This is a genomic window from Paraburkholderia jirisanensis (genome assembly GCF_054782355.1).
In genome coordinates, this window is record NZ_BAAGSQ010000021.1 from 223,670 (window position 1) to 238,627 (window position 14,958).

Below are 14,958 nucleotides of genomic sequence, written 5' to 3' on the forward strand. Positions count from 1 at the left end.
GTGAGCACCGCCCCATGTGCCACATCGATGCCACATGCGTGCCCACTTTTTCGGTGCAATTGTGACCTGGCCGAACGGCGTTGGCGTGTCAGTTTGCGTGGCGGTGGCGGTCACTGTTGTGCGGCGGATACGGTGCTTTTTGCTCGCACGATGTGCCGGCGCAATCCCGGCCGGCCGCGCCGCCGATCAGGCGCCGCCGTGTCGGCTGAGAGATGCCAGCGCAACCGCCCTGCTCCGTCAAGTCGTATGCGGTGCGGATCACCGCACAGATCGCGGCGCGCAACGATCATCAAACCGTCATGAACTATCAAAGCTACGTCGACGCGGCGATGCGGGTTGCCGCCCCGCCGCACCGTTTTGGCTCAAACGCGCTGCTCCAGTTCATGCAGCATTCGCTGCACCGCGCGCGCGGTCTCGATCGGTTTTTCCATCGGATACAGGTGGCTGCCTTCGATCCATTCGAGATGCCCGCCGGTCGCGCGCCGCGTCGCGTCGAGCCCGGCCTGGCGGATTTCCTTCGAGCGCGTCCCGGCAATCAAACCGACCGGCAACGGCGCGCCGCGTGCGAGACGTGAGCCGAGCGTGTGCGGCAAGGTCTTGTAGATCTGATACTCGGTGCGGCGATCGAACGCGAGCGTGCGTGCGCCGTCGGGCGCCGATTGCGGGATGCCAAAGTCGATGTAGTCGGACAGCACGCGCTCGTCCCAGCGCGCGAACGCAGGCTTCGCGTGAAAGTGCCGCCACGCTTCGTCGCGGCTTGCCCAATGCGTACGGCGGGTGCGCGTCGCGGCGGCGGGCGACAGGCGCTCGTCGAGACCGGTCCATTGCGACACGCGCAGCATGCTGCTGCGCCAGCCGGCGATCACCGGCGAATCGAGCATCACGACGCCGCGCACCCAGTGCGGTTTTTTCAGCGCTGCCATCAACGACAGATAGCCGCCCAGCGAATGGCCGACCAGCCACACCGGTGCTTCGTAGCAGCGCTCGATGTCGTCGAGCAGCTGTTCGACCAGATGCGGCCAGTCGCGCGTGACCGGATAACGCGGGTCGTGGCCGATGCGTTCGATGAAGCGCAGTTCGTAGTCGTCGCCGAGCTCGGCGAAGAGCGTCCGGTACGTCGAGGCGGGAAAACCGTTCGCGTGAGAGAAATGGATCACGTTCTTCAAGCCGGGGGGTCTCCGTGTGACGTTGCTGATGTGACGTTGTGGCGCCCGGCGATGCTGCTTTGCAAGCACGGTTTGGCCGTGCTCAGCGGTCCATCCAGTATCGACGATGCGTGTCCCGATAGCGCTCGAGCGTCAGCACCTGCTCGCCCGTCGCGCCGGCTTCGATACGCACGGCACCGTCCTCGTCGCTGCGCGGGAGTTCGATCCGGCGCATCCGGTAGCGCTCGAAGACACCTGCATGCGGGTGGTGAAAACGGTTTCGATAGCCTACCTGAAATACCGCGACGAGCGGCCTCACCGAATCGAGGAACGGCTCGGTAGACGAGGTCTTGCTGCCGTGGTGCGGCACCAGCAACACGTGTGCATGCAGCGCAGCCGGATCGCGGGCAAGCAGGATCCGTTCGGCTGGAGCTTCGATGTCGGCCGCGAGCAAGGCCGACAGGCGCGCAGTGCGTGGGGTGTCGGCGCGCCCTGCCGCACTCACGTGCAATACGCAGCAATGCTCGTTCGGCTTGCCGCGCAACGGGCCGGGGTCTGGCCACAGCATCGTGAAGTCGACGCCATCCCACTGCCAGTGTTGCCCGGCGGCACAACTCACGGTCTGCGCACCTGCCGCGCGCGCACGCTCCCACAACGGGTTCGCCGCAGGCAATGCCGCCACCAGTTGTCGCACGCCAATGTCGTCGAACACCGCGGTCGCGCCACCTGCATGATCGGAATCGGCATGACTGACGACGAATGTGTCCAGCGTATCGATACCGGCTGCCTGCAGGTACGGCACGACGATCCGTTCGCCCGCATACGTCGACTCGGGGCCCGGCCCGGCGTCGAACAGCAATGTGTGATGCGCGGTCTGCACCACGATCGCCGAACCCTGGCCGATATCGAGTGCCGTGAGCCGGAACGCGCCATGCGGCGGGCCGCCCGGCGGCGGCGCCAGCAGCGGCAGCCACGCGAGCGGCGCGGCCCAGCGCAGTGGCCAGCCGCGCGGCGCAAGGCACCACGCGACGCCGGCCGCTGCAGCGGCGAGCGCCCATGCGTCCGGCTGCGGCAAGCGCCATAGCGCCCATGACAGGCCGGACAGCTGTTGCAGCCCGAGCACCAGCACATCGAGCAGCCGATGCGCGCAAACGAACGCGAACGCGTCGAGCGGAGCCGGCAACACCACACCGACGATCACCAGCGGCGTAACGAGCGCGCTGACCCATGGAATCGCAAACGCGTTCGCGAACGGGCCGATCAGCGGAATCTGCGCAAACCAATAGGCTGTCAGTGGTGCGAGTGCAACCGTCACCGCGATCTGGACGTGCGCAGCATTGCGGATGCGGCGCGCAATCGCGTGCGCGCCGGCGCCCAAAGCGGCGGCCAGGTCCACCCTGCGTGCTAATGCTTGAGCAAGGATCAAACGCTTGCCGCGCAGGTTGTCTGCCCACCGGACTCGTCCTTCCGGTGCGGCGCGCGCACCGCAACCCTCGCCTGGTTCGCCTGGTTCGCCTTCGCCGCACCCGTCCGCATCGCGACGTCCAACTTCGTCGCGCACCCGCACGCGCCCCGACAGCGCAAACAGAATCGCCGCCACCGCGCAGAACGACAGCCAGAACCCCGCCGACACAACCGCCCACGGGTCGATCAGCAGCACCAGTCCCAACGCCCACGCCAGCACCACCGATGGCGCAACCGTCCGCCCGCTGACGAACGATAGCGCCACCACCGCGAGCATCCACAACGCGCGCTGCGCGGGCACATTGAAGCCCGCCAGCGCAGCGTGACACGCAGCGAACATCGCACCGCACACCGCGGACACCTTCTGCGCAGGCAGCACGAGCGGCCAGTTACGCCCGACCAGGCCCGAGCGCCGCCATAGCGCGCCGCTCAACCACGCCGCGAGGCCCGCAACAAACCCGATATGCAAGCCCGAAATCGCCACCAGATGGCTCGTACCGGTGGCGCGCATCAGTTGCCAGTCCGCAGCGCTGACGGCATCCTGTGCGCCGATCGCCAGCGCGACGACGATACCGCGATGCGGCGCGTCGGCGAGCGCCGCGTCGATGCGCGCGCGCAGCGCGGCACGCCGGCGATCGACCCACACGCCGACACCCGGCGCCACGCCGTCAAGGCGCTCCGCGGAAGCGGGACGCACGATATAGCCGGTGGCGCGGATGTTTCGTGCAAACAGCGCGGCCTCACCGTCGCGCACGCCATAATTCGCATTGCCGTGCGGCCGCTTCAGACGCACCTGAAAACGCCAGCGCGCGCCCGGCTCTAGCCCGGCGGCCGGAGGCGGTGCCTCGTCGGCGACCCATGAAAGCTGGATCAGGCGTGGGAAATTTTCGCGTGCGTCAGCCGCGGACTCGACCGCGAACACAAAGCGCACGCCGTTGTCGCCGCTGACGGGCAAACCTTTGATATAGCCGACCACATCGACGTCGCGCCCTTCGAGCGCAAGCGGAAGTTCATAGGCCAAACGTGCCTGCGCGCGCCAGGCGGCATAGCCGAACCCGGCGCAAGCCGCCGCGAGCCACAGCGCTGCCCATGCGGCACGCACGCACCAGACGCGGCCACACGTGCCGCAATCGCTGCAGTCGCCACCCTCGCCGCGGCCGGTGCTCTCACCGCGATCTGTGCCGCCGTGGCCGACCGTGCGCTCAATACGCCCGCTAATCTCACCGCCGTCCGTGCTCTCGCCGAGCCCCCCGCTGTCGCTACGATGCCCGCGCTTGCCTTCGCATCCGCCCTCATCACAACCGCCGCCCTCGCCGTGATCGCCGCCCTCGCCGCGCCCTACGCTCACACGCATACCAAACGCCGCCGCCACCAGCACCGCAACCGCGGCCACCAACGCCACCGCCACCGGAAACCCCGGCAACTGCGCCTGCTGCTGCAGCCACACAACACCCAACGCAAACCCGCCCCACACCGCCCGCATGCCCCCTCCGCGCAAACGCCGTCCGCGCGCTATCAGCACGCCATGCGTGCGTGGCCGGACCGCGATGGCCGGCGCATATACCGCCGCGCATGGGCGTGCTCCGCCTCGCGCGCACTACCGGGGAAAGATTATGCAGAGGAAAGCATGAGCCGCGGCAACGCGGCATGCGCGTTAGCCGTTGTGCATAGTGCCAGATCATGTTTGTCGAGCTTGCGCTGGTCGGCCAGACTCGCGCCGATCGCCGGAACCTGGTCCGGCGTATTGCGCTGCTTGTATCGCCATGCCGGCGCGATATCCGGCGCGTCGGTTTCGACGACGATCGCATCGAGCGGCAGTTGCACCGCGAGCCGGCGGATCTGCAACGCGCGCTCGAAGGTCAGGTTGCCGCCGAAGCCGAGATGCATGCCCTGATCGATAAACGCCTGAGCCTGCTGGAAACTGCCGTTGAACGCATGCGCGATGCCGCGATGCACCTGGTGTTTGCGCAGTCCCTTCAGCACCTGGTCCTGCGATTTGCGCACGTGGCAGATCGCCGGCAGATCGAACTCATGCGCCAGCTTCAACTGCTCGTTGTAGAAGAACTGCTGCCGCGCGTCGTCGAGCCCCGGCACAAAGTAGTCCAGACCGATCTCGCCGATCCCGACGAACAGCGGATCGTCAAGACTCGCCTCGATCTCCATGCGCAGCGCGTCGAGGTCCGCCTCGCCGGCCTGCGGCGTGAACAGCGGATGAATGCCGAGCGCGTACGCGCCGCCCGCCACCTGGTGCGCAAGCTCCCGCACGCCCGCAAAGCCCGCGCGCGCCACCCCCGGAATCACGATGCGCGCGACGCCGGCCGCATGCGCCGCGGCCGCCACCTGGCTGCGGTCCGCATCGAACTCCGAAGCGTCGAGATGGCAATGCGTGTCGATCCACATGCGGGCGGCCTCACGACAAGGAAGGCAAGGAAGGCGAGAAAGGCAAAAAGCTCAGAGCGGAACCGACGGCTCCTCGTACAGCACGCCGTCACGCAGACGCGTCACGCGATCGCAGCGCGCCGCCAGGTCCTGATCGTGCGTGACGATCACAAAGCTGGTTTCGAGTGAGCTGGACAGCTCCAGCATCAGGTTGAACACCGTATCGGCAGTGCCGCTGTCGAGGTTGCCGGTCGGCTCGTCCGCGAGCACGCAGGCGGGCTTGGTGACCAGCGCGCGCGCTACCGCCACGCGTTGCCGCTCGCCGCCCGACAGCTCGCCCGGCCGATGCTTCGCGCGATGCGCGAGGCCGACGCGTTCGAGCATTGCAAGCGCCTCGCGGCGTGAGTCCTCGGGCGTCATGCGGCGGATGCGCAGCGGCATCGCGACGTTGTCGAGCGCGCTGAATTCCGGCAGCAGATGGTGGAACTGATAGATGAAGCCAAGCGCGCGGTTGCGCAATTCATTGCGCTCGCGCTCCGACAGCTTCGTGAACGGCTTGCCGAGCACCGACACCACGCCCGCGCTCGGATCGTCGAGGCCGCCGAGCACATGCAGCAGCGTGCTCTTGCCGGAGCCCGACGCGCCGACGATCGCCAGCTTCTCGCCGCGCCGCACCGACAACTGCGTGTTGTTGAGCACCTGCACGTTCAGGCCGCCTTGCACGAAGGCCTTCGAAATACCGGTGGCTTCGAGTACGAAAGGATGGAGGTCGCTGCTGTTGCGCATTGCTTGCAGATCCGGTCGGTCATTCATAACGCAGCGCCTCCGCCGGGCGGACCTTCGCACCGCGCCAGCTCGGGTAGAGCGTAGCCAGCGCCGACAGCACGAAGGCGATCACGCCGATCCGGATCACGTCGCTCGCCACCAGCTCGGACGGCAGTTCACTGATGAAGTACACCGAAGGCGGCAGGAACTGCACGCCGAACAGATGTTCGATCATCGGCACCAGCCACGGGATGCTCCACGCGATCAGGCAGCCGAGCGCCACGCCGAGCGCGGTGCCGACGAAACCGATCGTCACGCCCTGCACCACGAAAATTTTCATGATCGAGCCTGGCTGCGCGCCGAGCGTACGCAGGATCGCGATATCGGCCTGCTTGTTGGTCACCGTCATTACCAGCGACGACACCAGGTTGAATGCCGCCACCGCGATGATCAGCGTCAGGATGATGAACATCATGCGCTTCTCGATCTGTACGGCGGAGAACCACGTCTTGTTTTGCTGGGTCCAGTCGCGGATGTACAGGTCGCCGGACAGCGTGCGGGCCAGTTCGTGCGCGACTTCCGGTGCGCGTTGCATGTCGGTCAGTTTCAGGCGCACGCCGGTCGGCGCGGGTAACCGGAACAGCGCCTGCGCGTCGCGGATATTGATCAGCGCGAGCGTGCTGTCGAATTCGTAGTGCCCGGATTCGAATACGCCGGCCACCGTGAACTGTTTGAGCCGAGGCAGCAGCCCGGCCGGCGTCATGGTGCCCTCGGGCGCGACCAGAGTGATCTTGTCGCCGACCGTCACGCCGAGGCTTATCGCCAGGTCCGCGCCGAGCACGATGCCGAAATCGCCCGGCACCAGCGCCGCGAGACTGCCCGCCTTCATTTCCTTGCCGATATCCGACACCTGCGGCTCGAGCGACGGGTCGACGCCGCGCAGCGCGACGCCGCTCACGGCATCCTGACGCGTCAGCAGCGCCTGCGCTTCGACATACGGCGCGGCGCCGATCACTTCCTTGTTCTGGCGGGCTTCCTGCGCGGTCAGTTGCCAGTTCGGCATCGAGCCGGTCGGCGAAAAAATCTCGACGTGCGCCAACACCGACAACATGCGGTCGCGCACCTCTTTCTGGAAGCCGTTCATCACCGACAGCACGACGATCAGCGCCGCGACGCCAAGCGCGATGCCCGACATCGACACGAGCGCGATGAACGAAATAAAGCCGTTGCCGGTCGTGCGTTTGCCGGCGCGCGTGTAGCGCCAGCCGATTTGCCATTCATACGGAAGTTTCAAGCGAATCCTTATCTGCGTGCTTATCTGCCAGCTCATTTGCCGGTTTCGGCTTGCGGCGCGGGGCCTGCGCGGCATTGGACGCCGTGTGCCGCCGTGCCGGCCGCGGCGAAGCGGCCCTATCGCCACGACGCCCCGGCTTCACGGCCGCCCGGGACAGACACCCGCGGCCCGGCAACCGTGATGGTTTGGCGCGAATTATCACCGATGGTTCCGGCGCGCGGCAAAACGCGCGGCGCGGGCGGTCCCGGCGGCGGAATCGCGCGACGCGACGTAACCAAGCGCGAAGTTTGCCATATCTCGCGGCACGCACGCGCCGGCCGGCACACGCGTCGCCGGCAACGCGCTTTCCGACGGTCCGATGACGGCCTCACGACGGCCCAATGACGGTCCAGGCGCGCTGACGATCGAACCTACAGTGGGTTCGTTTGCCCTACAATGCGCACCATATGCCCGCCAACCGCCTTCACCTGCTGATCCCTTTCGTGCTGCCCGCCGCAGCCGACGCCCCCACCGCCCTGTACAAGCTCCAGACTCCCGCACTCGACAAGCTGGTCGCGCGGGCGACGCTGGTCGAGCGCGTGATCGGCGAAGACTTCCAGCGCACGCTGCCGCACGAGCGCTGGATCGCGCGCCAGTTCGGCGCGACACCCACCGGCAGCGCCGCCGACGAAGCACCGCTCGCGCCGTACATGCTGCTCGCCGACGGCGGCGACCCCGGCAGCGCGGTATGGGCCTGTGTGCAGCCGGTGCACGTGCGCATCGCGCATGACCACCTGGTGCTGATCGATCCCGCCTCGCTCGAACTGTCCGATGCCGATGCCGCCCCGCTGCTCGCGCTGGCGCGTCCGCTGATCGAAGAGTTGGGCGTGCGCATCGAAGCGCCGCAACCGTCGCGCTGGTATCTGTCGAGCGATGCGTTCGGCACGCTGGCCGGCGCATCGCCGCTGCGCGCCAGCGGCCGCAATGTCGAGATCTGGCTGCCGCACGAAGCGCATAGCGGCAAGCGTTCGCGCGCGTGGATGAAGCTGCAGAACGAAGTGCAGATGGCGTGGTTCGAACATCCGGTCAACGAAGCACGCGAAGCCCGCGGGCTGCCGGCCGTCAATTCGATCTGGTTCCATGCGCAAGGCACGGCGCGGCCGGTCACGAGCCCGTTCGCGCACGTGTTGTCGGATGCGGTCGCCACGCGCGGTCTCGCACTCGCCGCGCGCGCGGCCAACGGCGCGCCGCCGCGCTCGTTCGCGGAGGCCCGCCTGCGCGACGCGTCGGGCGCCACGCTGATCGAACTCGATCCATTTTCGACGCCGTTCATCACGCAGGACTGGGCACTGTGGAACGCCGCATTCGCGGACCTCGAACGCGCGTGGCTTGCGCCGGCGCTGGCCGCGCTCGAAGCCGGCGAACTCGGCGAACTCGGTCTCACGCTGTGCGGCGATACCGGTTCGGTGACGCTGACCGTCACGCGCGGCGATCTGCGCAAGTTCTGGCGGCGCCGGCTGTTCGCGTCACTTTTCATCGAATGAACGGATTGCCTATGAGTGTCCGCATGACTGTCCCTATGCTCGTTCTCTACGCGCGCCGCAGCGGCGCTGCCCGCGCATGATCCGCATCGTCAATCGTTCGTGCTCGCCGGCCGATGCCGAAGTCCTCACCCGTCATGGTCTGCATCCGGTGCTCGCACGCCTGTATGCGGCACGCGGCGTGTGCCTGCCCGATGAAATCGAAACCGGCCTCGCGCGGCTCGTGCCGCCCGCCGCGCTGCGCGGCTGCGACGCCGCCGCCGGGTTGCTCGCCGACACGATTACCGCCGGCCGCCGCATGCTGGTGGTCGCCGATTACGACTGCGACGGCGCGACCGCTTGTGCGGTCGCGGTGCGCGGCCTGCGCATGTTCGGCGCGCAGATCGACTACCTGGTGCCGAACCGCTTCGAATACGGCTATGGGCTGACGCCGGAAATCGTCGCGCTCGCCGCGCGGTTGCCGGCCGGCAAACCGGATCTGCTGATCACCGTCGATAACGGCATCGCCAGCGTCGATGGCGTGGCTGCCGCCAATGCGCTCGGTATCGACGTGCTGGTCACCGATCACCATTTGCCCGGCGATGAGTTGCCCGCCGCGCGCGCGATCGTCAACCCGAACCAGCCGGAATGCACGTTCCCGAGTAAATCCCTCGCGGGTGTCGGCGTGATGTTTTACGTGCTGCTCGCGCTGCGTGCGGAACTGCGCAAGCGCGGTGCGTTCGGCGCTGCGGGCCCTGACTCACGGCCCGAACCGCGCCTCGACGGCCTGCTCGATCTGGTCGCACTCGGCACCGTCGCCGACGTGGTCAAGCTCGATGGCAACAACCGCGTGCTGGTCGCGCAAGGCTTGCAGCGCATTCGCAACGGCCGCATGCAGCCGGGTATCGCGGCACTGTTTCGCGCCGCGGGGCGCGATGCGCGCAGCGCGTCCGGCTTCGACCTCGGCTTTGCGCTCGGGCCGCGGCTGAACGCGGCGGGCCGCCTCGCCGACATGTCGCTCGGCATCGAATGCCTGACCACCGACGACGTCGGCCGCGCGTGGCAGCTCGCGCAGGAACTCGACGCGATGAACCGCGAGCGCCGCGAAATCGAAGCCGGCATGCAGCAGCAGGCGCTGGCCGATCTCGCCGAGGTCGACCCCGCCGATACCGCCACCATCACGCTGTTCAATGAAAGCTGGCATCAGGGCGTGATCGGCATCGTCGCCGGGCGGCTCAAGGAGAAGTTTCACCGGCCGTCGTTCACGTTCGCGCTCGCCGATGACAGCGGTACGTTCGTCAAGGGGTCCGGGCGCTCGATCGCGGGCTTTCACCTGCGCGATGCGCTCGACCTGATCTCCAAGCGCGAACCGGGTCTGATCGTGCGCTTCGGCGGCCATGCGATGGCGGCCGGCATGACGCTCGCCACCGCCGACCTGCCGCGCTTTTCGGCGGCTTTCGAGGAGGTCGGCCGCGCATGGCTGTCCGCCGAAGCGCTCGCGCGCACCGTCGAAACCGACGGCGACCTCGAAGATGCGTATTTCACGCCGCAATTCGTCGAAATGCTCGAGGCCGCGGTGTGGGGGCAAGGTTTTCCGGCGCCGGTTTTTTCCGGCGAGTTCGACGTGATGTCGCAGGCGCTGGTCAAGGACAAACATCTGAAGCTGCAGCTGTCGCGCGGCCGCCAGCGCTTCAATGCGATCTGGTTCAATCACACCGAATCGCTGCCGGCGCGTACGACCTTCGCGTACCGGCTGGCCTGCGATACGTGGAATGGCGTGGCGCGCGTGCAGTTGATCGTCGAGCACGCGCTCGCGTGAAGCGCGGCGCGCGCGGCAACGCGAGCGAGACCGGAGTACAAGCCGAGCACTGCGCGAGCGCCGCCGCAGCACAACCCGCCCGGCAACACAGCGTCGATCGGCTATAATTTCCCCTTTTTACGAAGCCTTAAAAGATCGACATGGAAGCGGAACGTCTAAACGCGATCGAAGCCTCTCTGGCCGACCTGCGCACGCGCGCAGGCGAGCTACGGGGGTATCTTTGACTACGACGCCAAAGCAGTACGGCTAGTCGAAGTCAACCGGGAACTCGAAGACCCGAACGTCTGGAACGACTCGAAGCACGCGCAGGCGCTCGGACGTGAAAAGAAACTGCTGGAAGGTGTGGTCGACGTGCTGTCGGCGCTCGACAACGACCTGCGCGACACGCAGGACCTGTTCGACATGGGCCGCGAAGAAAACGACGAAGACACGCTGGTGGCCTGCGAAGGCGATGCAGGCGGCCTCGAAGCACGAGTCGCCGACCTCGAATTCCGCCGGATGTTCTCGAACCCGGCCGACCCCAACAACGCATTCATCGACATCCAGGCCGGCGCCGGCGGCACCGAAGCGTGCGACTGGGCCGGCATGCTGCTGCGCCAGTACCTGCGTTACTGCGAGCGCAAAGGCTTCAAGACCGAACTGCTCGAAGAGTCCGAAGGCGAAGTGGCCGGCATCAAGAGCGCGACAATCAAGGTCGAAGGCGAATATGCATACGGCTTTCTGCGCACCGAAACCGGCGTGCATCGCCTCGTGCGCAAGTCGCCGTTCGATTCGTCGGGTGGCCGCCATACGTCGTTCTCGTCGGTGTTCGTGTACCCGGAAGTCGACGATTCGATCGAGGTCGACATCAATCCGGCCGATCTGCGCATCGATACGTTCCGCGCGTCCGGCGCCGGCGGTCAGCACATCAACAAGACCGATTCGGCCGTGCGTATCACCCACTTGCCGACCAACATCGTCGTGCAGTGCCAGAACGACCGCTCGCAGCACCGCAATCGCGCCGAAGCGATGGCCATGCTGAAGTCGCGCCTGTACGAAGCAGAACTGCGCAAGCGCCAGGCCGAACAGGACAAGCTCGAATCGAGCAAGACCGATGTGGGCTGGGGCCATCAGATCCGCTCGTACGTGCTCGACAACAGCCGTATCAAGGATCTGCGCACCAACGTCGAAATCAGCAACACGAAGAGCGTGCTCGACGGCGACCTCGACCCGTTCATCAGCGCGAGCCTGAAACAGGGCATCTAGGCTGCGACGGCGCGCGCCCCTGCCGGCCCGCGCCTTTTATCGAATCTGCAGGCCCTCCCCGAATACCGACCATCATCATGACCGAACCGACGACCCAGACCCCCGCCGCGGCCGACGACGACAACCAGATCATCGCGGAGCGCCGCGAAAAGCTGCGCGCGCTGCGTGAGCAAGGCGTCGCCTTCCCGAACGATTTCCAGCCGACCCATCACGCCGCCGACCTGCAGACGCAATACGCGGACACCGACAAGGAAGCGCTCGAAACGCAGGCGCTCGCCGTGTCGCTGGCCGGCCGCATGATGTTAAAGCGCGTAATGGGCAAGGCCAGCTTCGCCACCGTGCAGGACGGCTCGGGCCAGATCCAGTTTTTCATCACGCCGGCTGATGTTGGCGAGGCGACTTACGAAGCATTCAAGAAGTGGGACCTGGGCGATATCGTCGCGGCGCGCGGCGTGCTGTTTCGCACCAACAAGGGCGAGCTGTCGGTGCGCTGCAGCGAGCTGCGTCTGCTGACCAAGGCGCTGCGCCCGCTGCCGGACAAGTTCCACGGTCTCGCCGACCAGGAAATGCGCTATCGGCAGCGCTACGTCGATCTGATCGTCACGCCCGAAGCGCGCAAGACCTTCGTCGCCCGGACGAAAACCATCTCGTCGATCCGCAAGTTCATGTCGGACGCGCAGTTCATGGAAGTCGAAACGCCGATGCTGCATCCGATCCCAGGCGGCGCGGCGGCCAAGCCCTTCGTCACGCACCACAACGCGCTCGATATGCAGATGTTCATGCGCATCGCGCCTGAGCTGTATCTGAAGCGGCTGGTGGTCGGCGGTTTCGAGCGCGTGTTCGAGATCAACCGGAATTTCCGCAATGAGGGCGTGTCGCCGCGCCACAATCCGGAATTCACGATGATGGAGTTCTACGCCGCGTACACCAATTACACGTGGCTGATGGACTTTACCGAACAGCTGATCCGCCAGGCCGCCGTCGACGCGCTCGGCACCGCGACGATCAGCTATCAGGGCCGCGAACTCGATCTCGCCAAACCGTTCCACCGGCTGACGATCACGCAGGCGATCCTCAAGCACGCGCCGCAGTACACCGAAGCACAGCTGACCGATGCGGCGTTCCTGCGCACGGAACTGAAGAAGTTCGGCGTGAATACCAGCGAGCCGAAATTCCTGAACGCGGGGCTCGGTTCGCTGCAGCTCGCGCTATTCGAGGAAACCGCCGAGGCGCAGCTGTGGGAGCCGACTTACATCATCGATTACCCGATCGAAGTGTCGCCGCTCGCGCGCGCGTCGGACAAGGTTGAAGGCATCACCGAGCGCTTCGAGCTGTTCATTACCGGCCGCGAAATCGCCAATGGTTTCTCGGAACTGAACGATCCGGAAGACCAGGCCGCGCGCTTTCGCAAGCAGGTCGACCAGAAAGACGCCGGCGACGAAGAAGCAATGTACTACGACGCGGACTATATCCGCGCGCTCGAGTACGGCATGCCTCCGACCGGCGGTTGCGGTATCGGCGTCGACCGGCTGGTGATGCTGATTACCGATAGCCCGAGCATCCGCGACGTGATCCTGTTTCCGCATCTGCGCCGCGAAGATTGATGTGACGTCGCGGCAGCCGGGGCAGATCGCCTTTGGCTGCTGACGCGAAGCGGCTTCGCACTGACGCCCGCCCACGGTTCTGTCGACCGTCGGTGGGCGTCTTGCTTTCGGCGTGGGCGCGGTGATCGTTTGTAACTATCGGTAAGTTGTGCGGCGCGACTGCGTGCCGCGACACGCCATCGTGCATTCGGTATAGACGACGTTACAAATTGAAACCACCACTTATGACAGTTGTCGGACACTGTAAGCCTGATCAAGATCGACTCTTCGTGGACGGAGGGCAATATGGACAATCCGAATAACACACCATCCAATCAATCGTCGCGCCGGCTGCATCCGCTGGTCGCGACTGCCGCGGGTGCGGTGATCGTCGCGAGCCTTGCAGCCACCGCCGCCATCACCGGCTTGTTCCCGAAAGCTTCCAGCGACAGCGCGCAGTCGAATCAGACGCAGGCCGCGCAGATCGCGTCGCAGCCGGTTATCGATACGGCACAGCCGGCTGCTCCGCCGGCGCAGCAACAAGCGGCGCAACAGCAGTTGCAACAACCGGTTCAGGCCGTGCCTGTGCCGGTTCCCGCGCAGCCGCCGGCACAGGCGCAGTACGCCCAGCAGCCGGTCCCGCAGCCACAGGCTCAGCAATACGCTCCGCCTCAACAGGCGCCCCGCCCTGCGGCATGCCAGAGTTGCGGCACCGTTGTCGCGATCTCGGAAGTCCGTCAGGAAGGCCATGGCACCGGTATCGGTGCGGTCGGCGGCGCGGTAGCCGGTGGCGTGATCGGTAACCAGTTCGGGCATGGCGGCGGCCGTACTGCCATGACGCTGCTCGGTGCGGTCGGCGGCGGTTTCGCCGGCAACTCGGTCGAAAAACATCTGCGCACCTCGACCGCCTACTCGGTGCGCGTGCGGATGGAAACCGGCAAGTATCGCTATTTCACGTTCCACGAAGCGCCGCCGTTCCAGCAAGGTGAACGCGTGCGCATCGAGAACGGCACGCTCGTGGCCGGCTGATTTACCGCTGCCGCGCTACCGGGCTACCGCGCTGCTGTGCGGTCCGGCCAAGGTTCTTCAGCGCAAACCGCAAAGCAAAAAGGCGATTCCACTGGAATCGCCTTTTGTCATGCTGCGCCGCTGACGCTACGCGCCCTCAATAATCCGCGTCTTCGATCCACGCGGCCTGGATCGCCTCGAGAATCTTCTCGTTCGAACGGTTGGGGTCGTCGTCGAAGCCGTCCAGTTCCATCACCCAGCGGTGCAGATCCGTGAAGCGCACCTGCTGCGGATCGAGATCCGGATGCTTGTCGGTCAGCGCCATCGCGATGTCTTGAGTATCGGTCCACTTCATGGCTGCTCGCTCCTGTTAGTGATTTTCCTTCGCGTGATTGATCGAATAGCGCGGAATCTCGACGACCAGGTCGTCGCTTTCCGGCACGATCGCCTGGCATGACAGCCGCGACTCGCGCTCGAGCCCCCATGCCTTGTCCAGCAGATCGTCTTCGTCCTCTTCCGACGGCTCGAGTGCGTTGAAGCCTTCGCGCACGATAACGTGACAGGTCGTGCATGCGCACGACTTTTCGCACGCGTGCTCGATTTCGATGCCGTGCTCGAGCAGGGTGTCGCAGATACTCTTGCCCGGCACGGCGTCGATCACCGCGCCCTCCGGACACAGCTCGATGTGAGGCAGTACAACGATTTGAGGCATAGGTTTTCCGTTTGATGTCGTTCGGCGCGGTGCGGTGCGCCCGTG

At 66.0% G+C, this 14,958-nt stretch carries 12 protein-coding genes; 5 read left to right on the plus strand and 7 right to left on the minus strand.

The features are described from left to right. Window positions 1-362 precede the first annotated feature (362 nt). From ACYVNQ_RS10260 to ACYVNQ_RS10280, 5 genes are all read right to left on the minus strand, one after another. Complete coding sequence (locus ACYVNQ_RS10260; protein WP_460902369.1) at window positions 363-1,166, minus strand: alpha/beta fold hydrolase; 804 nt, start codon at window positions 1,164-1,166, stop codon at window positions 363-365. 82 nt (window positions 1,167-1,248) lie between these two features. Further along, entirely contained in the window at window positions 1,249-4,092 is a 2,844-nt protein-coding gene (locus ACYVNQ_RS10265) for a ComEC/Rec2 family competence protein (protein WP_460902370.1), read from the minus strand. Between the two features lie 128 nt (window positions 4,093-4,220). Further along, window positions 4,221-5,009, minus strand: a complete 789-nt coding sequence (locus tag ACYVNQ_RS10270) for a TatD family hydrolase (protein WP_460902371.1) — start codon at window positions 5,007-5,009, stop codon at window positions 4,221-4,223. A gap of 51 nt (window positions 5,010-5,060) precedes the next feature. Next, complete coding sequence (gene lolD / locus ACYVNQ_RS10275; protein ID WP_460902372.1) at window positions 5,061-5,801, minus strand: lipoprotein-releasing ABC transporter ATP-binding protein LolD; 741 nt, start codon at window positions 5,799-5,801, stop codon at window positions 5,061-5,063. Beyond that, the gene (locus tag ACYVNQ_RS10280; protein WP_460902373.1) at window positions 5,794-7,047 is read right to left on the minus strand and encodes a lipoprotein-releasing ABC transporter permease subunit; all 1,254 of its coding nucleotides are present in this window, start codon (window positions 7,045-7,047) and stop codon (window positions 5,794-5,796) included. The genes lolD and ACYVNQ_RS10280 overlap by 8 nt, the downstream gene beginning before the upstream one ends. Window positions 7,048-7,493: 446 nt before the next feature. On the opposite strand from ACYVNQ_RS10280, the gene ACYVNQ_RS10285 reads away from it, so the two are divergent. From ACYVNQ_RS10285 to ACYVNQ_RS10305, 5 genes are all read left to right on the plus strand, one after another. Then, complete coding sequence (locus ACYVNQ_RS10285; protein WP_460902374.1) at window positions 7,494-8,570, plus strand: regulator; 1,077 nt, start codon at window positions 7,494-7,496, stop codon at window positions 8,568-8,570. Window positions 8,571-8,646: 76 nt separating this feature from the next. Next, entirely contained in the window at window positions 8,647-10,365 is a 1,719-nt protein-coding gene (recJ, locus tag ACYVNQ_RS10290) for a single-stranded-DNA-specific exonuclease RecJ (RefSeq protein WP_460902375.1), read from the plus strand. Window positions 10,366-10,505: 140 nt separating this feature from the next. Further along, a protein-coding gene (gene prfB, locus ACYVNQ_RS10295; protein WP_460902376.1) for a peptide chain release factor 2 occupies window positions 10,506-11,610 on the plus strand; the annotation gives its coding sequence in 2 pieces (ribosomal slippage) (window positions 10,506-10,586 and window positions 10,588-11,610; 1,104 coding nt in all). Between the two features lie 77 nt (window positions 11,611-11,687). Then, complete coding sequence (gene lysS / locus ACYVNQ_RS10300; RefSeq protein ID WP_460902377.1) at window positions 11,688-13,214, plus strand: lysine--tRNA ligase; 1,527 nt, start codon at window positions 11,688-11,690, stop codon at window positions 13,212-13,214. Window positions 13,215-13,499: 285 nt separating this feature from the next. After that, window positions 13,500-14,222: an outer membrane lipoprotein gene (locus tag ACYVNQ_RS10305; RefSeq protein ID WP_460902378.1), complete on the plus strand. Its 723-nt coding sequence runs from the start codon at window positions 13,500-13,502 to the stop codon at window positions 14,220-14,222. Between the two features lie 136 nt (window positions 14,223-14,358). Here ACYVNQ_RS10305 and iscX read toward each other — a convergent pair whose 3' ends face one another. Beyond that, entirely contained in the window at window positions 14,359-14,556 is a 198-nt protein-coding gene (gene iscX, locus ACYVNQ_RS10310) for a Fe-S cluster assembly protein IscX (protein ID WP_460902379.1), read from the minus strand. A 15-nt stretch (window positions 14,557-14,571) separates the two neighbouring features. Further along, on the minus strand, window positions 14,572-14,913 hold the full coding sequence (fdx, locus tag ACYVNQ_RS10315; RefSeq protein ID WP_460902380.1) for an ISC system 2Fe-2S type ferredoxin: 342 nt from the start codon (window positions 14,911-14,913) through the stop codon (window positions 14,572-14,574). Between the last annotated feature and the right edge of the window lie 45 nt (window positions 14,914-14,958).